This window comes from Pseudomonas sp. S1_G07 (assembly GCF_054668565.1).
Genome location: NZ_CP162778.1, coordinates 1,640,491 through 1,660,653, shown reverse-complemented (window position 1 = coordinate 1,660,653; position 20,163 = coordinate 1,640,491). Strand labels below are relative to the sequence as shown.

Below are 20,163 nucleotides of genomic sequence, written 5' to 3'. Positions count from 1 at the left end.
GCATGGACACGAAGCGCGCAAGACTTATGCCAGAGCGGCGGTCATTGCGCTTTATCGTAAGACCCGGTGCAGTACAGCACCAAAACGGCGCCAACGTACGTGCCACGGTGCAAGAGCTGCACACATTTGTGGCGCCAGTGTGAGGATGGGTGGTGAATCTACCCAATCAACGGGTTTTGCGCTTTGCGATTGCGGCTTGGCGCAGGTGGCGTATCTCGGACAGTTTTTTGCGCATCTCTCGTTGAACGTTGCTGTTAAGTGTCAATAATCCGAGCAATGGGAATAACAGCGCCAACCCATAAAGAACTTTGTGAGGCTGGAATTGAACCATCGGAACTACAAACAGTAGACAGGCGACGTAGATACCGACCATTACCCACACCCAGGAGGGTCGGCCCCGCAAAATCATAAAGTTACTATGGACCGTCAACAGAATGAGCAGCGCCCCGGCAGACATGATTTTGAGTCCCACTTGAGCCATCGGCGCATCACGAAAATAGGTGACGAACGCCAGCGCCACAGCCAACGCCAACGAAAAGTACGCAGCGAATACGCCGCCAAGAAACGTCAGAAAGTAATGCCTGAAAAAGTCTCGCAGCGTCATTAACTCGCTCATTCGCTTATTTCCTCGTACAACCCTATCGCGATGGTATTGACGTTCCCGGAGTACGCACTCCCGCCGAACCCAACGCTTGCGCCCAGGACGTCTTTGATCTGGGTAGTTGTGCTGTGCTTGAGCTGCGTAGGGGTGAAACGCTTGGTGAGTTCGCCCGAGGCCTGTCTCAATTTGAGCATCTTCGCGGTCAAGCTGGGATGGTTGATGCTCAGCAGCTCTTTCGTCAGCTTGGCTCTTTCCTGGCGATTCAAACCGCGAAGCACTTCACGCAGGCTCTTACCCGTCGATGCAGTGGCGGCCCTAACCAGCTTGACCGTCGTCAGGGACGAGGCGCCCACGCCTGCCAGGGATACTGCGTCCAGCACAATGGAAGCATTCTGGTACCAGCCTTCACTGTCGAGCTGGTCTTTAATCTCAGGTTTAGCGACTTCCAGCGCTGTTCGGGCAATGCCGTTGAAACACTGAAGCGAACTTGCGCCGGCAGCCGCATACCCCACCACAACGATGACGGAACTGGCGCCGGCGCTGAAAGGCACCAGAATTGTTCCACTGGCGATCGCAGCCCAACTGATGACAGCCCCCAAGCAGGAAAGTCCGGTATTCACGGCTTCGCCAATCAGTCGCGATTCTCGAGGATTGCTCACGACATGTTGAGCAAACTGCGTTGGCGCAATGTACTTCTGCGCTGCACACGCTGCACATATTTATAGCGAGCGTGCGAGGCTGGGTGGCGAACCACCCAGTCAGCGGGCCTTGTGCTTTGCGCTCATGGCTTCACGCAGGTGGCGGATTTCCAGGAGCTGACGGCGCATTTCCCGATGGCGTTTACTGTTGAGCAACAACAGTCCCAGCATTGGAAACAGCAACCCAATGGCATAGGCGGCCATATGCGGCCGATAGCCATAGGTCGGTAATACGATCAAAAAACACACCACGTAGAAGGCGACGATGGCCCAAACGCCCCAGGTTTTGCCCCTGATCATGACAAAGTGGCTGACCGCCAAGAGCAGCCCCAAGACAACCGCCGCCACAAAGGAGTAACGCGCTCGCTCTGGTTCACCGCGAAAAAAGGTACTGGATGCCAATGAAATGGCAGCGGACAGGGAAAAACAGGCAAGGAAAAATGCACAAATAAACGCGGGGAAATACTCAGCCAAAAAAGCTTTTAACGAGACTTGGCGCACCATCACTCAAGCTCCTCGTACAACCCCACTGCAATGGTTCGAATGTTGCCGGACAAAGCACTCCCGGTGAAACCGATAGCGGCACCGAGGGAGTCCCTGATCTGCGTAATAGTCGCGTGATTGATCTCGGTCGCCGAATAGCGCTTCACCAATTCACCGGAGCGCTGGCGCAACTTCAGCAGCTTATTGCTCAGGCTTGGGTCTTTCAGGCTTAGCAACTCTTTGGTGAGCGCCTTACGTTGCTGGCGGGTCAAACCCTTGGACAGCTCGTACCAGCTTCTACCTGTCGTTGCTTTTCGAGCCTGCAACAGTCGAACAGTCGTCAAGGTAGAGGCGCCGGCGCCCAACAGCGAGGCCGCGTCCAATACCGGCATTGCATAGCGATACCATTCCTCGTTGTCCATATCGTCGTTGGCGGTCGGGTCGTTGAGTTCGTTGAACGTTCTCATGCCTCCGACCACGCACTGCGCGGTACTGGCCGCCGCAGCGGTGGCGCCCAGGCCCGCCACCACCAGGCTCGCGCCGCCTGTGAACGGTACGGCGACAGTGCCGCTGAACACCACAACCCAACCCAGAATCGCGCCGGCACAAGACAACGTCGTATTGACGGCCTCTCCCACGAGCCGAGACTCACGCGGATTGTTGGTCACCTGATCGGCAAACTGCGCGGGGGCTATGTACTTCTGCGCTTCACGCAAAATGATGCGCTTGGGCTTGATGCTGCAGATGGGCTTGAATTCGCGCAGGGTAATGACGTTGAAGTCGGCGTCGATGTATACGACGCCTGCGCCAACGATACCTGGATCGGCATCGATGGCCGCAAACAGGCGTGGCAGGTTGATCTGGCTTTCGATGCGCTGGCGCGCCATGAACTGGGAACGGTTGGAGTCCATGCCGATGCCGGCCAGGGGGTTGCCCATGGGGGTGATCTTCCTTGAAATGGGTGATGACTGAACTGACGCCATCGCGAGCAAGCCCGCACACACATTCGATCGCATTCTCATGCTGGAACTCGGTCAGCTGTGGGAGCGGGCTTGCTCGCGATGGCGATCTAATGGGCGCCACCTTAACAAACGACCTACTCAGCGGCTAGAAAGCAAAACGCCAGCACGAGGCTGGCGTTTTGCATATTCAAGCTGCGATCAACGCGGCACGACCGGCTTGCGCGCAGGCTTGCCGCCCTTGCCCTTGGCCGCATCACTGCGTTCTTTGGCCGCCTGCTTGTTGCGCGCCTGCGCGGCGGCCTTGGCTTGTTCGCGCTTGTCCCACGGGTTGCTGCCGTCGCTGCCACGAGGCGGCAGGCCGGTGTGCTGGGTGAGGATTTTGGTCGTCGTTTCCTTCGCGACCTTGTGGCTGCCGGCCGGCGTCGAGTTCTTGCGACGGGCACTCTGGTAGCTGTCGGTGCTCGGCTGGTGCAGTGGGATCAACTGGTCCTTGCCCGGCCCGATCAGGTCGGCGCGGCCCATGCGGGTCAGCGCCTCGCGCAGCATCGGCCAGCCTTTAGGGTCGTGGTAGCGCAGGAACGCCTTATGCAGACGGCGCTGTTCTTCGCTCTTGACGATGGTGACCGCGTCGCTCTTGTAAGTGACCTTGCGCAGCGGGTTCTTGCCCGAGTGGTACATCGCGGTGGCGGTGGCCATCGGCGACGGGTAGAACGCCTGCACCTGGTCGGCACGGAAGCCGTTGCCCTTGAGCCACAGGGCCAGGTTCATCATGTCTTCATCGGTGGTGCCGGGGTGGGCGGCGATGAAGTAAGGAATCAGGTACTGCTCCTTGCCCGCTTCCTTGGTGTACTTCTCGAACATGCGCTTGAACTTGTCATAGCTGCCGATGCCCGGTTTCATCATCTGGTTGAGCGGACCTTCCTCGGTGTGTTCCGGGGCGATCTTCAGGTAACCACCGACGTGGTGGGTGACCAGCTCCTTGACGTATTCCGGCGACTCCACGGCGAGGTCGTAGCGCAGGCCGGAGGCGATCAGGATCTTCTTCACACCCGGCAAGGCACGGGCGCTGCGGTACAGCTGGATCAACGACGAGTGGTCAGTGTTCAGGTTCGGGCAGATGCCAGGGAACACGCACGACGGCTTGCGGCACGCGGATTCGATTTCCGGGCTCTTGCAGGCGATGCGGTACATGTTCGCGGTCGGACCGCCGAGGTCGGAGATCACGCCGGTAAAGCCTGGCACTTTGTCGCGGATCTCTTCGATCTCACGAATGATCGACTCTTCGGAACGGTTCTGGATGATGCGGCCTTCGTGCTCGGTGATCGAGCAGAAGGTACAGCCGCCAAAGCAGCCACGCATGATGTTCACCGAGAAGCGGATCATGTCGTAGGCCGGGATCTTTTCCTTGCCGTACGCCGGGTGCGGCACACGGGCGTAAGGCATGCCGAACACGTAGTCCATTTCTTCGGTGGTCATCGGGATGGGCGGCGGGTTGAACCACACGTCCACCTCACCGTGCTTCTGCACCAGGGCGCGGGCGTTGCCTGGGTTGGTTTCCAGGTGCAACACGCGGTTGGCGTGGGCATACAGCACCGCATCGCCACGGACCTTTTCCACCGACGGCAGGCGGATCACGGTCTTGTCGCGGGTCATGCGCGGGCTGGCCAGGATCTGCACGACCTTGGCTTCCTGAGGATCTTCAACCGGGCCCTTTTCCTGCTCGATGGCGCAGGCCTGGGTGTCCTGGGTGTTCACATAGGGGTTGATGATCTTGTCGACCTTGCCTGGACGGTCGATACGCGTGGAGTCCACTTCGTACCAGCCGGCTGGCGTATCGCGACGGATGAACGCGGTGCCGCGCACATCGGTGATGTCTTCGATCTTGTGGCCCCACGACAGGCGCTGGGCCACTTCGACGATGGCCCGCTCGGCGTTGCCGTACAGGAGGATGTCGGCGGTGGCGTCGATCAGGATCGAGTTGCGCACACGGTCCTGCCAGTAGTCGTAGTGGGCGATGCGGCGCAGGGAGGCTTCGATGCCGCCGAGCACGATCGGCACGTTCTTGTAGGCTTCCTTGCAACGCTGGCTGTACACCAGGCTGGCGCGGTCCGGGCGTTTGCCGGCCATGCCGCCAGGAGTGTAGGCGTCGTCGGAACGGATTTTCTTGTCGGCGGTGTAGCGGTTGATCATCGAATCCATGTTGCCGGCCGCGACGCCGAAGAACAGGTTCGGCTCGCCGAGCTTCATGAAATCGTCTTTGGACTGCCAGTTCGGCTGCGCGATGATCCCGACGCGGAAGCCCTGGGACTCCAGCAGCCGGCCGATGATCGCCATGCCGAACGACGGGTGGTCCACGTAGGCATCACCGGTGACGATGATGATGTCGCACGAATCCCAGCCAAGCTGATCCATCTCCTCCCTGCTCATGGGCAGGAATGGCGCTGGACCGAAACATTCGGCCCAGTACTTGGGATAGTCAAATAACGGCTTGGCTGTTTGCATGACGGTGACCGGTGTTGAGATGGAAAATCGCGGGCGCGGAATATAGCACAAAATTTGACCAATTCCGACGGTAATGGTCGGAATTGAGCGCAAGGGTTATTCGTCGTCGTCGAAGTTGTAGCTGCCCGGTGCCAGATTCTCGAAACGCGTGTACTTACCGATGAACGCCAGGCGGATAAAACCAATGGGGCCGTTACGCTGCTTGCCGATGATGATCTCGGCAATGCCCTTGTGTTCGGTTTCCGGGTGATACACCTCGTCGCGGTACACGAACATGATGACGTCGGCGTCCTGCTCGATCGCTCCGGATTCGCGCAAGTCGGAGTTCACCGGGCGCTTGTTGGGACGTTGCTCCAGGGAACGGTTGAGCTGGGACAGCGCCACCACCGGGCAGTTGAATTCCTTGGCCAGGGCTTTCAACGAGCGTGAAATCTCGGAAATCTCGTTGGTCCGGTTGTCGCCGCTGGAACCGGGGATCTGCATCAGTTGCAGGTAGTCGATCATGATCAGGGCGATGTCGCCGTGTTCACGCACCAGGCGGCGAGTACGCGCGCGCATTTCCGAGGGGCTGATACCGGCGGTGTCATCAATGAACAGCTTGCGGTCATTGAGCAGGTTGACCGCCGAGGTCAGACGCGGCCAATCGTCATCTTCGAGGCGACCGGCACGCACCTTGGTCTGGTCGATACGGCCGAGGGACGAGAGCATACGCATGATCAGCGATTCACCTGGCATCTCCAGGGAGTACACCAGCACCGTCTTGTCGCTGCGCAACACGGCGTTTTCCACCAGGTTCATCGCAAAGGTGGTCTTACCCATGGATGGACGACCGGCGACGATAATCAAGTCGGCCGGCTGCAGGCCGCTGGTCTTCTCGTCGAGGTCGGTGTAACCGGTGGAAATACCGGTGATGGAATTGTCGGTGTTGAACAAGGTGTCGATTCGGTCGATGGCCTTGGTCAGCAGGTCGTTGACGCTGACCGGGCCGCCGGTCTTTGGTCGCGCTTCGGCGATCTGGAAGATCTGGCGCTCGGCTTCGTCGAGGATCTCGGCAGCGGTGCGGCCTTCGGGGTTGAAGGCGCTGTCGGCGATTTCGGTGCTGATGCCGATCAACTGGCGCAAGGTCGCGCGCTCGCGGACGATCTGGGCATAGGCCTTGATGTTGGCGACAGATGGCGTGTTTTTCGCCAGCTCGCCGAGGTAACCGAGGCCGCCGACCTGGGAGGTCTGGCCTTCCTTGTCGAGCTGCTCGGCCAGGGTCACCACGTCGATCGGCGAGTTCTGGTCGGCCAGCTTGGCGATGGCGCGGAAGATCAGGCGGTGGTCATGGCGATAGAAGTCACCGTCCGAGACTTGATCCAGCACGCGTTCCCAGGCGTTGTTATCCAGCATCAAGCCACCGAGCACAGCCTGTTCGGCCTCGATGGAATGCGGCGGCACCTTCAGGGCAGCGGTTTGCAGATCGTATTGCTCGGGAGCTGAAATATCGTTCATGGCCACTTGGAATTTGGGGGTTGTAGAAAAACAAAAGGCACGACCTGTAAACAGGATCGTGCCCGATGTTAACTGCCTGACACGCCAGGTGCCAGTCAGTTAGGTGCTGCTTAAGCGGCTACCACGACAACGCGTACGGTGGCTTCAACTTCGGCGTGCAGGTGCACGGCTACGTCGAATTCGCCTACGTTGCGGATGGTGCCGTTCGGCAGACGAACTTCGCTCTTCTGCACTTCAACGCCGGAGGCGGTCAGTGCATCAGCGATGTCGTGGGTGCCGATCGAACCGAACAGCTTGCCTTCGTCACCGGCGGTGGCAGTGATAGTCACTTCCAGCTCAGCCAGTTGGGCAGCGCGAGTTTCGGCCGAAGCTTTTTTGTCTGCTGCTGCTTTTTCCAGCTCGGCACGACGCTCTTCAAACGCAGCCAGGTTGGCAGCGGTTGCAGCGGTGGCTTTGCCGTATGGCAGCAGGTAGTTACGACCGTAGCCGGCCTTAACGTTCACTTTGTCGCCCAGGTTGCCCAGGTTGGCGACTTTTTCCAGAAGGATCAGTTGCATGTGAAAATCCTCTAACTTTTAACCTTCACCGTTCGCGTTATCGGCGTCTTTCGACGCCAGACGACCGCGAAAATCAATCAGGCCGTCGACAATGGCCAAAACCACGAGTAACGGATAGATCAGCTGCATGAACAGCAACAGCGTGACGTACAACCCCACCAGCCAAAACTTGGCCAGGCGCTTCTGCGCCGCGAGCCCGTGAATCAGGGCCAGCCCGGCAAACACCAGCGGTACACTGCAAATCGGCGCCAGCAAGGCCATCTGTGGGCCGAAGTTCGGCCCGACAACCATGCACGCCAGCAGCAACATCGCCGGCCCCGCGGGGATTCTGATACTGCGAAACTCGCGACCAAAACCACCCGGGTTGTACAACAACGCCTGCCAATAACGCCCAAGAATCAGGCTCAGCACGCTGACGACCTGCAACAATGCCGCAATCAGGCCGGTCAGGACCGGGGCAATCAGTGACGCAAACCGCGCTCGCTCATCTACCGACAACTGCTGGTAGAGATCCCCGAGAGCCAGCGGCAGGATCTTGACGATCTCCTGCGCCAGCGCTTCGATTTGCGGGCGGAAAGCCGCGCCAAGCATCACTGAGTACACCAACCCCAATGCCACGCTGACGAGCAGCGTACGGACCCAGGACTCACTTGCGCGTAAAACCAACGCAAGGCTCGATGACCCCAGCAGTACCAGAAGTACCCGTGGATCACCCAATTGCAGCCACCAGATCAAGGCTGGCAACAATCCCAGGGCAAGAACGCCAGCGGCGTCCTTCAAACCGCGCCGCAGCAGCACAAGGCAACCTGCGGCAGCACCCAACCAATAAAGCAACGGCAATGCCGCACAGCCAGCCACTACCAGAGTGGCCTGCACACGACCGCGCATGATGAACTCAGCTAAGGCGCGCATGCATTCAATCCCTTACTACTTGTCGACTGCCCGGTCTCAGCGGCCGTGGCTGTCGGTGTAGGCCAGCAGGGCCAGGAAGCGGGCGCGCTTGATAGCGGTGGCCAGCTGACGCTGATAACGTGCTTTGGTACCGGTGATACGGCTTGGAACGATTTTGCCGGTCTCGGATACGTAGGCTTTCAGAGTGTTGAGATCTTTGTAATCGATCTCCTTCACTTCTTCAGCGGTGAAGCGGCAAAACTTACGACGACGGAAGAAACGTGCCATTTGATAGGCTCCTTAATAAGGTCCGTGGATTACTCGTCAGCGTTATCGCTGCTGTCGCTGTCATCACTGTCAGCGCTATCAGCGCCTTCGTGCTCAGGACGGTCGCGACGCTCACGGCGCTCACTGCGGTTTTCTTCAGCCTTGAGCATCTCGGATTGGCCGGTAACGGCTTCTTCGCGACGGATGACCAGGTTACGGATCACTGCATCGTTGTAGCGGAAGTTGTCTTCCAGCTCGGCCAGGGCCTTGCCAGTGCACTCAACGTTCAGCATCACGTAGTGAGCCTTGTGAACATTGTTGATTGCGTAGGCCAGTTGACGACGGCCCCAATCTTCCAGACGGTGGATTTTGCCGCCGTCTTCTTCGATCAGCTTGGTGTAACGCTCAACCATGCCGCCGACTTGCTCGCTTTGATCCGGGTGGACCAAAAAGATGATTTCGTAATGACGCATGAATGCTCCTTACGGGTTGTAGCCTGCCGCTCAAAAACGGTCAGACAAGGAGTGAATGACACTTATGGATCTTGCCGCAGGGGAGGCACATAGGTGCCTGCCAGGTGGGCAAGGGGCGCAATAGTAGAGGAGCAGGGGGGAAGCTGCAAGCTGCAAGCTACAAGTGGTCAACCACCTTGCTTTAACTTGCAGCTTTTAGCTGGAGGCTTATCGCTTTCGCGTAGCGGCCCGCTGACGCTGGGCCTCGAACAGGCACACACCGGTAGCAACCGACACGTTCAAGCTGCTGACGCTGCCCGCCATCGGCAGATGCACCAGGTAATCGCAATGCTCACGGGTCAGACGGCGCATGCCTTTGCCTTCGGCGCCCATGATCAGGATGGTCGGGCCGGTAAGGTCCTGGTCATAAATGCTGACCTCGGCCTCCCCCGCCGTGCCCACGACCCACAAGCCGCGCTGCTGGAGCTTCTCCAGGGTGCGCGCCAGGTTGGTCACGGCCACCAGCGGAATCACTTCCGCCGCGCCGCAGGCCACTTTACGCACCACCGGCGTCAGGGTGGCCGACTTGTCTTTAGGCACGATCACGGCCAGCGCGCCGGCCGCATCCGCCGAACGCAGGCAGGCGCCGAGGTTGTGCGGATCGGTTACGCCATCCAGCACCAGCAGCAGCGGCGCGCCTTCGGTGCGGTCGAGCAGTTCGTCGAGCATGGCCTCGCCCCAGACCTGGCTGGGGCTTACATCGGCGACCACGCCCTGGTGAACGCCTTCGACCCACACGTCCATTTCACGACGCTCGGCCTGGCCGATGGCAACCTTATTTTGGGTGGCCAGTTCGACCAGCGCTTGCACGCGCGGCTCGCTGCGACCTTCCGCCAGCCACACTTGCTTGACGCGCTTAGGGTGGTGACGCAGCAGTGCTTCTACGGCGTGGACGCCGTAGATTTTTTCCAGACTCATGACTTGGCCTTAGGTTTGCGCGACCCGCCGCTTCTGGCCGGGGCCGAACCCGCTTTGGGCGGGCCTTTTCGGTGTTTACTTGGCTTGCTCGACGGTTTTTCCGCCCCTTGGGACTTTCCCCCAGACGCCGCTTTACCACCGCTTTTGGCTTCGTTGAGCAACTGCTGCTTCAACTCGCGGCTTTTGCGCAGCTCGGCGTTTTTCGCCGCTGCATCGCTTGGGCGGTAGGCTTCGGGGGCCTTGTCCTTGGCAGACGAACGGCGCCCCGTAGTCTTGGCCGGCGCAGGCTCTGCTGTTTTTGCAGGCGCACCTTTGCCCTTGGTCGCAGGCGCTGCGGTGTCGCTGCCACGCTTTTTACGGCCAGTCGGTTCGGCGGGTTTGTCAGGCATGCCGAAGTCGATCTTGCGCTCGTCGAGGTCGACGCGCATGACCTGCACTTCCACGGTATCGCCCAAACGGAAGCTGCGACCGGTGCGCTCGCCCGCCAGGCGGTGATGCACGGGATCGAAGTGGTAGTAGTCACCCGGCAATGCAGTGACATGCACCAGGCCTTCGACGTAGATGTCGGTCAACTCGACGAACAGGCCAAAGCCGGTCACGGCAGTGATCACGCCCGGGAACGATTCGCCCACGCGGTCCTTCATGAACTCGCACTTGAGCCAGTTCACCACGTCACGGGTGGCTTCGTCGGCGCGGCGTTCGCTCATTGAGCACTGCTCGCCCAACTGCTCCAGGGCCGCTTCGTCGTACGGGTAGATCCGCGCCTTCGGAATGGTCATGGCCCCAGCGCGCTTGACGTGCGGAGTGTTCTGCTTGGAATGGATCACGCTGCGGATTGCGCGGTGCGTGAGCAAGTCCGGGTAACGACGGATCGGCGAAGTGAAGTGGGTGTACGCCTCGTAATTCAGGCCGAAGTGGCCCTGATTGTCGGCGCTGTACACCGCCTGGCTCAACGAGCGCAGCATCACGGTCTGGATCACATGGTAATCCGGTCGGTCCTTGATACTGGCCAGCAACGCCTGATAGTCCTTCGGCGTCGGGCCGTCCTTGCCTTTGTGCAGGGACAGGCCGAGTTCGCCGAGGAAAGCGCGCAGTTTTTCCAGGCGCTCCGGTGGCGGGCCGTCGTGCACGCGGTACAACGCAGGAATCTCGTGTTTCTTGAGGAATTCAGCGGTGGCCACGTTGGCCGCCAGCATGCATTCTTCGATCAGCTTGTGTGCATCATTACGCGTCGTCGGGGTGATTGCCGCGATCTTGCGCTCGGAACCGAAGACAATCCGGGTTTCCTGGGTTTCAAAATCGATCGCGCCACGCACATGACGCGCGCCCAGCAACACCTTGTACAGCGCGTAAAGCTGCTTGAGGTGCGGTACCACACCGGCGTATTCGCCGCGCAAAACCTTGGCTTCGCTGGTCTTCGGCGTTTCCAGGATAGTGCTGACCTTGTTGTAGGTCAGGCGCGCCTGGGAGTGGATCACCGCTTCGTAGAACTGGTAGTCGGTCATTTCGCCGGTTTTCGAGATGGTCATCTCGCACACCATGGCCAAGCGGTCGACTTTCGGGTTCAGGGAGCACAGGCCGTTGGAGAGCTGCTCGGGCAGCATCGGGATCACGCGCTCAGGGAAATACACGGAGTTGCCGCGTACCTGGGCTTCGTTATCCAGGGCCGAACCGATTTTCACATAGCTGGACACGTCGGCAATCGCGACGAACAACTTCCAGCCGCCGGAGAACAGGCGCAGTTTGCCTGGCTTGGCTTCGCAGTAGACCGCATCGTCGAAGTCGCGGGCATCTTCGCCGTCGATGGTGACGAACGGCAGATGGCGCAGGTCGATGCGTTTTTCTTTGTCTTTTTCTTCGACTTCCGGCTTGAGCTTGGCGGCTTCCTTGAGCACGGCCTCGGGCCAGACGTGAGGAATATCGTAGGTGCGCAGCGCAACGTCGATTTCCATGCCCGGCGCCATGTAGTTGCCGACCACTTCAACGATATCGCCCTGTGGCTGGAAGCGCGCGGTTGGCCAGTGGGTGATTTTCACCTCGACAAACTGACCGACCTTGGCGGCGCCATTGCGGCCCGGGGTAATCAGCACTTCCTGCTGGACCTTCGGGTTATCCGGCACTACGAAGCCGATACCGCCCTCTTCGAAGTAGCGGCCAACGATGGACTCATGGGCACGGGACACCACTTCGACGATCACGCCTTCACGGCGACCGCGACGGTCCAGGCCGGACACGCGCGCCAGCGCACGGTCGCCATCGAACACCAGGCGCATTTGCGCCGGGCTCATGAACAGGTCGTCACTGCCGTCGTCCGGGATCAGGAAGCCGAAACCATCCCGGTGACCGGCGATGCGGCCAAGGATCAGGTCAAGCTTATCTACCGGCGCGTAAGTACCACGACGGGTATAGATCAGTTGAGCATCGCGCTCCATGGCACGCAAACGGCGGCGCAGGGCTTCGAGCTGGTCTTCGGTGGTCAGACCGAACTCTTCAACCAGCTGCTCGCGGCTAGCAGGCGAACCTCGATCGGCGAGGTGCGCCAGGATCAGTTCGCGGCTAGGAATAGGGTTTTCATATTTTTCCGCTTCACGAGCGGCCTCGGGATCGAGGGACTGCCAATCGGCCATTAGAGAGTTTTCACCTTGTCTATATGCGGGTTAGTTTGGCATACGCGTATTGAAACGGGAAATTTCAGGCATCAACAAGCCCTTTAAAAGCCCTTTATGGCCCTGCGCGCACACCTTGCACGACCACGGACGAAATTTTCCAGGCTTTTTTGATAGCAGGGGTTTACAGCTAAAATGCCTCTGCGTATAGTGCGCGCCATCGACGACGGCAACGTTGAAGATACTGCCCAGATGGTGAAATTGGTAGACACGCCAGCTTCAGGTGCTGGTGGCCGCAAGGCCGTGGAAGTTCGAGTCTTCTTCTGGGCACCACATTCAGATCAAACCCGCAAAAGCGGGTTTTTTCGTTTCAGGCCTTTGATTTTTAACGTTAATCTCGATTTATTTTTTTGAATCAGGGGTTTACAGATCAAAAAGCCCGCCGTATAGTTCGCCCCATCAGCAGCGGCAACGTTGCCTGATAATGCCCAGGTGGTGAAATTGGTAGACACGCCAGCTTCAGGTGCTGGTGATCGCAAGGTCGTGGAAGTTCGAGTCTTCTCCTGGGCACCATATTCAGATCAAACCCGCGAAAGCGGGTTTTTTCGTTTCAGGGATTAAAAAATCGCCCCCGCTTACGGCTCGGATGTACCCGAGCCGCTGAAACGGCCTTCGCAAACAGTCGATATCAAGCCCTGAACTGCCCCAGACTCGCCTTCAACTGCGCCGCCAACCCATCCAGCACCTTGCCACTGGCGGTGGTCTCCACCACTGCCTGCGCGGCACGCTCTGCCTGGGCATGAATCACTTCCACTCGCCCACGCACCGCATGCGCGCCTTGAGCCTGGTGCTCGGCCGCACGGGTAGCCAGACCGATCGCCGCGTGTACCTGCTCCACCGAGGCCTGCACAGTCTGCTGCAAGCGCACACTGTCGCGCAGCACCAGCAACCCCTCATTGGCCTGACGCCCGGCCTTGCCGATGGTTTCCACGGCTTCACGCGCGCCCTGCTGCAACGCCACGATATGCGCCTGGATGTCCCCAGTGGAACTTTGGGTTTTGCTCGCCAGTGCGCGCACTTCGTCGGCCACCACCGCAAAGCCGCGTCCGGTCTCGCCGGCACGCGCCGCCTCGATAGCCGCGTTAAGGGCCAGCAAGTTGGTCTGCTCGGCAATGCCATGGATCACCGTCAGCACCACCTCGATCTGCTCGCTCTGCTGGGCCAGACGCTCGATCACCTGGGAGCCCGCCTGCACCTGCCCCGCCAATGCCTCGATCAAACTGCCGACTTCGGCCGAGGTACGAGAGTTTTCATCCGTGGCCTGGCGAATATCTACCACCTGCTGCAACGCAGCCTGCATCGCGTGGCTTTCGGCCTGGGCCTCGTCGGCCATTTGCGACAGCGCACGCAAGCTCTCGGCCACTTCATCGCGCTGCAGGCCGGCGGCGGCGTCGGCGCCGGCATTGCGCAGCGTCATAGCGCCGATTTCCACGCCGGTACGCTGGGCCACATCGCCCGCCTCACGCACGATGGGCTGTAACTTATCCACAAAGCGATTGACCGCCGAGGCCATGTCACCGATTTCGTCCTTGCTGCTGATCTGCACGCGCTTGGTGAGGTCGCCCTCGCCCGCCGCCAGGTCATCCATGGCCGCGATCAAGAGCTTCAAGCGATTGACCACACGACGGCCCAGCACGATGCTCAGCAGCAGCAACACGCCGAATCCCACCAGAGCCAGGCCCATGCCGATGCGCCAGCGCAAGGTGCCGGCAGCCTCCTGTACAGCGCTGGAGGTATTGGCGGTCATCTGGGTTGCGGTGGCCTGCGCGGACTGCAAACGCGCGCCCATGGCGGCCGCGCTGTCGGCGGCTGCGCCTTTGAGACTGTCACCTACCAACTGATCACCGCTGGCGATCAGGGCGGCAAAACGCTTATCCAGCGCTTGCAGGTCGGCCTCTACCGACGCGGTCGAAACCCCCATGCGGACTTTGCCGATCTCCACGCCATTCGGGCTGATGGACGCTTCGACGTAGTACACCGACGGATCGGTCTTGGCCGCGTCCAGCACTTTATCGAGGGCGCGATCACCCGCACCCTTGGCCAGCAGCATCTGGTTGATCGGATTTTCGCGGTTCAGGTAACGGGTCAAGTGCTCGCCAGCCGCATCGTCGTAGATCACGAACAGCACATTGGGATTGCGCTGGGCGCGCCGGGCGAATTCCGACAACGTCGGCACGTCGCTATCCCACATGGCACGAGGCGCCACCGAAGCCAATAGCTGCGCCATATCATTGGCGGAGTCGTGCAGGTCTTTTTCCAGGGTCGCGCGCAATTGCTTCTGCTCTTCCTGCAACCGTGCGGAAAGCCCTGCCGTCAGACGCTGACGGGTGCTGGTGGATAAACTATCCAGACTGGAGGTGACTTCCTTGCCGGCCTGAGCCAATTCGCCAGACAGCTTCTGACTGTCAATCCCCAGGCGGCTGCCCAGATCAGCTTCCAACGCGGTCACGGTGCTCCGGGTTAGAGCGACCGCCACCAGCACCTGCACCAAAAGAGCGATACCTAGAGTAACGAACACCGGCCGCAGCAGCCGACTTTGTAACAATGAGAGAACGGCAGACATCGGTAATCCCTCCACCACGGGTGCCATTAATTTGATAGCACCGCGAAAGAGAGAAATACAGCAAGGGCCGTGCCGTTTGGCAAACAGAGACGGCAAAGGGCTCCCTGAGGAGCCCTTTGCTTTTTACATCAATAGCTTATTACGCGAACGGATGACGCAGAACGATGGTTTCGTTGCGGTCCGGGCCCGTCGAAATAATGTCAATCGGCGCGCCGATCAGCTCTTCAACACGCTTGATGTAGGCACGAGCGTTGGCTGGCAGCTCTTCGAGGGTTTTCGCCCCCACGGTCGATTCGCTCCAACCCTGCACTTCTTCGTATACCGGCTGCAGACCCAAGTAGCTGTCAGCATCAGTCGGGGCAACGTTCTTGCCTTCTGCATCTTTGTAGCCGATGCAGATGTTGATGGTTTCCAGGCCGTCGAGTACATCCAGCTTGGTCAGGCAGATGCCCGAGATGCTATTCACATCGATAGCGCGACGCAGGATAACGGCATCGAACCAGCCACAACGACGAGCACGGCCGGTAGTCGCGCCAAATTCATGACCCTGTTTAGCCAGATGCGCGCCCACTTCGTCGAACAGCTCAGTCGGGAATGGACCCGAACCGACCCGCGTGGTGTAAGCCTTGGTGATGCCCAGGATGTAGTCCAGGAACATAGGACCAACACCCGAACCGGTCGCCACACCGCCAGCGGTGGTGTTGGAGCTGGTCACGTACGGGTAGGTGCCATGGTCGATGTCCAGCAAAGAACCTTGGGCGCCCTCGAACATGATGTCCTTGCCGGCGCGACGCAGGTCGTGCAACTCGGCGGTCACGTCCAGCATCAGCGGCTTGAGCAGCTCAGCGTATTCCTTACATTCGGCCAGGGTCTTGTCGAATTCGATGGCCGGCTCTTTGTAGTAACCGACCAGCATGAAGTTGTGGTAATCCACCAGTTCACGCAGCTTGTCTTCAAAGCGTGGCATGTTGAGCAGGTCGCCCACACGCAGGCCACGACGTGCAACCTTGTCTTCGTAGGCCGGGCCGATGCCGCGCCCGGTGGTGCCGATCTTCAGCTCGCCACGCGCCTTTTCACGGGCCTGGTCCAGCGCCACGTGGAAAGACAGGATCAGCGGGCAAGACGGGCTGATACGCAGGCGCTCGCGCACCGGCACACCTTTCTCTTCCAGCTTGGTGATCTCGCGCAACAGGGCATCCGGAGCAACTACCACGCCGTTGCCGATCAGGCACTGCACGCCTTCGCGCAGGACGCCCGACGGAATCAGGTGCAAGACGGTTTTTTCGCCATCGATGACCAGCGTGTGGCCAGCGTTGTGGCCACCTTGGTAGCGCACCACGGCGGCAGCATGTTCGGTCAGCAGATCAACGATCTTGCCTTTGCCCTCATCACCCCATTGGGTGCCCAGGACTACGACATTCTTACCCATAACACTTGTCCTCATTCGCGCAAACTTGGTACCGGCGATGGCCGGCAGGAAAACTCAAGAAGCCAGTGGCGATACTTGCCAAAGCCCATTCTGCAGAATCAATTGCCGGTCGCAGTCCGCTTCAAGGGCGGCGGCCAATGGTTGGCCAGGCAAGGCCTGAACGACACGCTGACCCTCACTGCGCAACTGGCATACGTGCTGCCAGAGTGCTGCGTCCGTACTGTCGGGCATCCAGATGCCACCAGATGGCAGCTCGACCTCAGCACGCCCCAGGGTCACCAGGGTTTTCAAATCGGTGGAAAAACCAGTGGCCGGACGCGCACGACCGAAGTCGGCGCCGATGTCGTCATAACGACCACCTTGGGCGATGGCTTGGCCCACACCCGGCACAAACACCGCAAACACCACACCGGTGTGGTAGTGGTAGCCGCGCAGCTCGCCCAGATCAAAATACAGGGGCAGCCCAGGAAAGCGCGCCGACAACTGGTCGGCGATCGCGACCACATCATCCAGCGCCGCCAGTACCGGCGCCGGCGCGTTGGCCAGGCGCTCACGCGCAGCCACCAGCACTTCACGGCCGCCGCACAGGCTCACCAGCGCACGCAGCATATCGGCCAGGTCTTCCGGCACGCCGGCGGTCAGGTCAATGACTTCATCAATCGCCTTGCGTTGCAGGGCGTCGAACAGTTGCTGTTCCACTTCGCCGGACAAACCGGCCGCACGGGCCAGGCCACGGTAGATACCGACATGGCCCAGATCCATATGGACATCGGGTATATCGGCCAGTTGCAGCATGGCAAGCATCAAGCTGATCACTTCAACGTCGCTGCTTGGGCTAGCGTCGCCGTACAACTCGGCGCCCAACTGGATCGGGCTACGGGAAGACGACAAGGCACGCGGTTGCGCATGCAGCACGCTGCCGGCGTAGCACAGGCGGCTCGGGCCCTCGCGGCGCAGGGTGTGCGCATCAATACGCGCCACTTGCGGCGTAATGTCGGCACGGAACCCCATTTGCCGGCCCGATTGCGGGTCGATGACCTTGAAGGTGCGCAGATCCAGATCCTGGCCCGCGCCGGTCAGCAGGGATTCCAGGTACTCGATATGGGGGGTCACGACAAACTCGTAACCCCAGCTCTGGAACAGATCCAACACCTGGCGGCGCGCGACTTCAATGCGCGCAGCTTCCGGTGGCAGTACTTCTTCGATGCCATCTGGCAGCAGCCAGCGGTCTACCGTTGCCATTACGCCATTCCCCTATGATCCGGGCGGCCAGCCCTCGGCCGAGCCTTGAGTGAAGCAGAAAATACCCGCCGTCTGCATAAACCACGCGCAAGAGCGACGTGACGAACGGCCTGTAACCGGCCTCGTCGGGCACTTTCCTCGAAAAACCTGTCACGCCTGCCGAATCAAACATGCAGACGCAAAAAAGCCGGGAATTTCCCGGCTGCCGCATCATACACCCGTTTTCTGAAAGGATCACCCCGCCAGGTGTTTTAGCCGCCCGACGGAGTGTGCCCTACAGAATCACAGGCCGGTTACTTGGACTTTTCCAGGTAGCGGAAGAAGTCGCTGCTAGGGTCCAGCACCATGACGTCGGTTTTGTTCGCGAAGCTTTCACGGTACGCACGCAGGCTACGATAGAACGCGTAGAACTCCTGGTCCTGGCCGTAAGCCTTGGCGTAGATCGCCGCAGCCTGAGCATCGCCATCACCACGGGCCTCTTCAGACTCGCGATAGGCTTCAGCCAGCAGTACACGACGCTGACGGTCGGCATCCGCACGGATACCTTCAGCCAGTTCGTTACCCTTGGCACGGTGCTCACGGGCTTCACGTTCACGCTCGGTGCTCATACGCTCGAACACGCTGCGGTTCACTTCCTTCGGCAGGTCGATGGCCTTGACCCGAACATCGACAACCTCGATGCCCAGCTCTTTTTCCGCCATCGTGTTCAGCGAACGCGTGATGTCAGCCATCAGCGCGTCACGCTCACCGGACACCACCTCGTGAAGCGTGCGTTTACCAAACTGGTCACGCAGGCCCGATTCCAGACGGCGCGACAAACGCTCGTCGGCAATCTGCTTGAGGCCGGAGGTCGCGGTGTAGAAGCGCTCGGCATCCTTGACGCGCCACTTGGCGTAGGCATCAACCATCACGGCTTTCTTTTCCAGGGTCAGGAAGCGCTGTGTCGGTGCATCCAGGGTCATCAGGCGCGCGTCGAACTTGCGCACCTGGTTGACGTAGGGGACTTTCACATGCAGGCCCGGCTGGACATCCGCCTGGACCACACGACCGAATTGCAGCAGCACCGCGCGCTCGGTCTGAGCGACGATGTAGAAGCAGTTCCAGGCAGCGATGACCACGACGACGCCCACAATCAGGGCGGTCAGCGATTTATTGCTCATCAACGACTCTCCCTGGTACGTGTTTGCTGTTGCAGCAAGTCAGCGGCCGCACGGGCGCTCGCTTCGTTGGCAGCGGCATTCGAACCGGTGGACGGCGCGCTGGTGCCGCTACGACCACCTTCGATCATCTTGTCCAACGGCAGGTACAGCAGGTTGTTCTGCCCACCCTTGCTGCCGGTCACGAGGACCTTGCTGGTGTTGCTGAAGACTTCCTGCATGGTGTCCAGGTACAGACGCTCGCGGGTCACTTCAGGGGCCTTGCGGTACTCGGCGACCAGCTTGGTAAAGCGATCGGCCTCACCCTTGGCGCGGGAGACCACTTCATCACGGTAACCGTTGGCATCCTCGATGATGCGCTGGGCCTGACCACGGGCTTCCGGCACGACGCCGTTGGCATAGGTTTCCGCCTGGTTGCGCGAACGCTGCTCGTCTTCACGGGCGCGGATCACGTCGTCGAAGGCTTCCTGCACTTCACGCGGTGCGGCTGCGCTCTGTACGTTCACCTGGGTGACGGTGATACCGGTGCGATAAGTATCGAGGAACCGTTGCAGGCGCTCCTTGATTTCGCTGGCCATCAATTCACGACCTTCGGTCAGCACCTGGTCCATGGCGGTGGAACCCACCACGTGGCGCAGGGCACTTTCGGTTGCGTGCTGCAGGCTGATTTCCGGCTGATCAACGTTCAGCACGAAGTCCTGCAGGTTGCTGATCTTGTACTGCACGGTCAGCGGCACTTCGACGATGTTCTCGTCTTCGGTCAGCATCTGGCCCTGCTTGGTGTAGGCACGCTCACGCGTGACGTTCTCCATGTACTTCTTGTCGATCGGCGGGAAGTAGATATTCAGGCCCGGGCCGACCGTCTCGTAGTATTTGCCGAAGCGCAGCACCACGGCTTGCTCCTGCTCGTCCACCACGTATACGGCGCTGTACAGCCAAACCGCCGCCAGCACGACAAGACCCAGGCCGAGCAGGCCATAGCCGCCCCCCTTGCTTGTGCGGCCACCGTCGCCGTCACCACGTTTTTTCCCACCACCGAACAACCCATTCAGGCTTTCCTGCAGCTTTCGGAAGGCCTCGTCGAGATCCGGCGGCCCCTTGCGGTCGCCATTATTGCGGCGCTTACCACCCCAAGGATCCTGATTATTCGAGTTGCCACCCGGCTCATTCCAAGCCATAGCGCTCTCCATCTGATAAAGCAAAGACGCGCCCACGGCGCGC

17 protein-coding genes, 2 tRNA genes and 1 pseudogene are annotated in these 20,163 nt (G+C 60.0%); 2 read left to right on the top strand and 18 right to left on the bottom strand.

The annotated features are described in order from the left end of the window. Positions 1-166: 166 nt before the first annotated feature. From AB4O05_RS07550 to rnr, 12 genes and pseudogenes are all read right to left on the bottom strand, one after another. Positions 167-616 (bottom strand): hypothetical protein, encoded by a 450-nt coding sequence (locus tag AB4O05_RS07550; protein ID WP_460131863.1) that lies wholly within the window; start codon positions 614-616, stop codon positions 167-169. Further along, a pseudogene (locus AB4O05_RS07545) lies at positions 613-1,302 on the bottom strand (NAD synthetase); the annotation flags it as partial. The pseudogene AB4O05_RS07545 and the gene AB4O05_RS07550, both read right to left, overlap by 4 nt. 57 nt (positions 1,303-1,359) lie before the next feature. Then, positions 1,360-1,803 carry a hypothetical protein gene (locus AB4O05_RS07540; protein ID WP_460131865.1) on the bottom strand — a complete coding sequence of 148 codons (444 nt, stop codon included), beginning with the start codon at positions 1,801-1,803 and terminating at the stop codon, positions 1,360-1,362. Beyond that, positions 1,803-2,720 carry an NAD synthetase gene (locus AB4O05_RS07535; protein ID WP_460131866.1) on the bottom strand — a complete coding sequence of 306 codons (918 nt, stop codon included), beginning with the start codon at positions 2,718-2,720 and terminating at the stop codon, positions 1,803-1,805. The genes AB4O05_RS07540 and AB4O05_RS07535 overlap by 1 nt, the downstream gene beginning before the upstream one ends. Positions 2,721-2,942: 222 nt before the next feature. Continuing rightward, positions 2,943-5,246, bottom strand: a complete 2,304-nt coding sequence (locus AB4O05_RS07530; protein ID WP_460131868.1) for a YgiQ family radical SAM protein — start codon at positions 5,244-5,246, stop codon at positions 2,943-2,945. A 96-nt stretch (positions 5,247-5,342) separates the two neighbouring features. Then, positions 5,343-6,740, bottom strand: coding sequence for a replicative DNA helicase (dnaB, locus tag AB4O05_RS07525; RefSeq protein ID WP_024073091.1), 1,398 nt, complete (start codon positions 6,738-6,740; stop codon positions 5,343-5,345). Between the two features lie 110 nt (positions 6,741-6,850). Next, the gene (gene rplI, locus AB4O05_RS07520; RefSeq protein WP_003171376.1) at positions 6,851-7,297 is read right to left on the bottom strand and encodes a 50S ribosomal protein L9; all 447 of its coding nucleotides are present in this window, start codon (positions 7,295-7,297) and stop codon (positions 6,851-6,853) included. 18 nt (positions 7,298-7,315) lie between these two features. After that, the gene (locus AB4O05_RS07515) at positions 7,316-8,209 is read right to left on the bottom strand and encodes a hypothetical protein (RefSeq protein WP_460131869.1); all 894 of its coding nucleotides are present in this window, start codon (positions 8,207-8,209) and stop codon (positions 7,316-7,318) included. A 36-nt stretch (positions 8,210-8,245) separates the two neighbouring features. Continuing rightward, positions 8,246-8,476, bottom strand: coding sequence for a 30S ribosomal protein S18 (gene rpsR, locus AB4O05_RS07510; RefSeq protein WP_003171373.1), 231 nt, complete (start codon positions 8,474-8,476; stop codon positions 8,246-8,248). 29 nt (positions 8,477-8,505) lie between these two features. Beyond that, on the bottom strand, positions 8,506-8,928 hold the full coding sequence (rpsF, locus tag AB4O05_RS07505) for a 30S ribosomal protein S6 (protein WP_003171371.1): 423 nt from the start codon (positions 8,926-8,928) through the stop codon (positions 8,506-8,508). Between the two features lie 207 nt (positions 8,929-9,135). After that, positions 9,136-9,885, bottom strand: a complete 750-nt coding sequence (rlmB, locus tag AB4O05_RS07500; RefSeq protein ID WP_460131871.1) for a 23S rRNA (guanosine(2251)-2'-O)-methyltransferase RlmB — start codon at positions 9,883-9,885, stop codon at positions 9,136-9,138. Further along, positions 9,882-12,512: a ribonuclease R gene (rnr, locus tag AB4O05_RS07495; protein WP_460131873.1), complete on the bottom strand. Its 2,631-nt coding sequence runs from the start codon at positions 12,510-12,512 to the stop codon at positions 9,882-9,884. The genes rlmB and rnr overlap by 4 nt, the downstream gene beginning before the upstream one ends. 225 nt (positions 12,513-12,737) lie before the next feature. Between rnr and AB4O05_RS07490 the strand changes: the two genes are divergently transcribed. Next, a tRNA-Leu gene (locus tag AB4O05_RS07490) sits at positions 12,738-12,824 on the top strand. Between the two features lie 8 nt (positions 12,825-12,832). Here the strand turns inward: AB4O05_RS07490 and AB4O05_RS07485 are convergent. After that, on the bottom strand, positions 12,833-13,003 hold the full coding sequence (locus AB4O05_RS07485; RefSeq protein WP_460131874.1) for a hypothetical protein: 171 nt from the start codon (positions 13,001-13,003) through the stop codon (positions 12,833-12,835). Here AB4O05_RS07485 and AB4O05_RS07480 point away from each other — a divergent pair. After that, positions 12,978-13,064, top strand: a tRNA-Leu gene (locus tag AB4O05_RS07480). The two genes, AB4O05_RS07485 and AB4O05_RS07480, sit on opposite strands and share 26 nt — an antisense overlap. Positions 13,065-13,179: 115 nt before the next feature. On the opposite strand, the gene AB4O05_RS07475 is transcribed toward AB4O05_RS07480, so the two are convergent. The 5 genes from AB4O05_RS07475 to hflK form a co-directional block, all read right to left on the bottom strand. Then, the gene (locus tag AB4O05_RS07475; RefSeq protein WP_460131875.1) at positions 13,180-15,114 is read right to left on the bottom strand and encodes a methyl-accepting chemotaxis protein; all 1,935 of its coding nucleotides are present in this window, start codon (positions 15,112-15,114) and stop codon (positions 13,180-13,182) included. Between the two features lie 139 nt (positions 15,115-15,253). Next, entirely contained in the window at positions 15,254-16,543 is a 1,290-nt protein-coding gene (locus AB4O05_RS07470; RefSeq protein WP_460131876.1) for an adenylosuccinate synthase, read from the bottom strand. A gap of 54 nt (positions 16,544-16,597) precedes the next feature. Continuing rightward, complete coding sequence (locus AB4O05_RS07465; RefSeq protein WP_460131877.1) at positions 16,598-17,785, bottom strand: ATP phosphoribosyltransferase regulatory subunit; 1,188 nt, start codon at positions 17,783-17,785, stop codon at positions 16,598-16,600. Positions 17,786-18,078: 293 nt separating this feature from the next. Further along, positions 18,079-18,945 (bottom strand): protease modulator HflC, encoded by an 867-nt coding sequence (hflC, locus tag AB4O05_RS07460; protein WP_010213607.1) that lies wholly within the window; start codon positions 18,943-18,945, stop codon positions 18,079-18,081. After that, on the bottom strand, positions 18,945-20,120 hold the full coding sequence (hflK, locus tag AB4O05_RS07455; protein ID WP_460131879.1) for an FtsH protease activity modulator HflK: 1,176 nt from the start codon (positions 20,118-20,120) through the stop codon (positions 18,945-18,947). The genes hflC and hflK overlap by 1 nt, the downstream gene beginning before the upstream one ends. Positions 20,121-20,163: the final 43 nt, after the last annotated feature.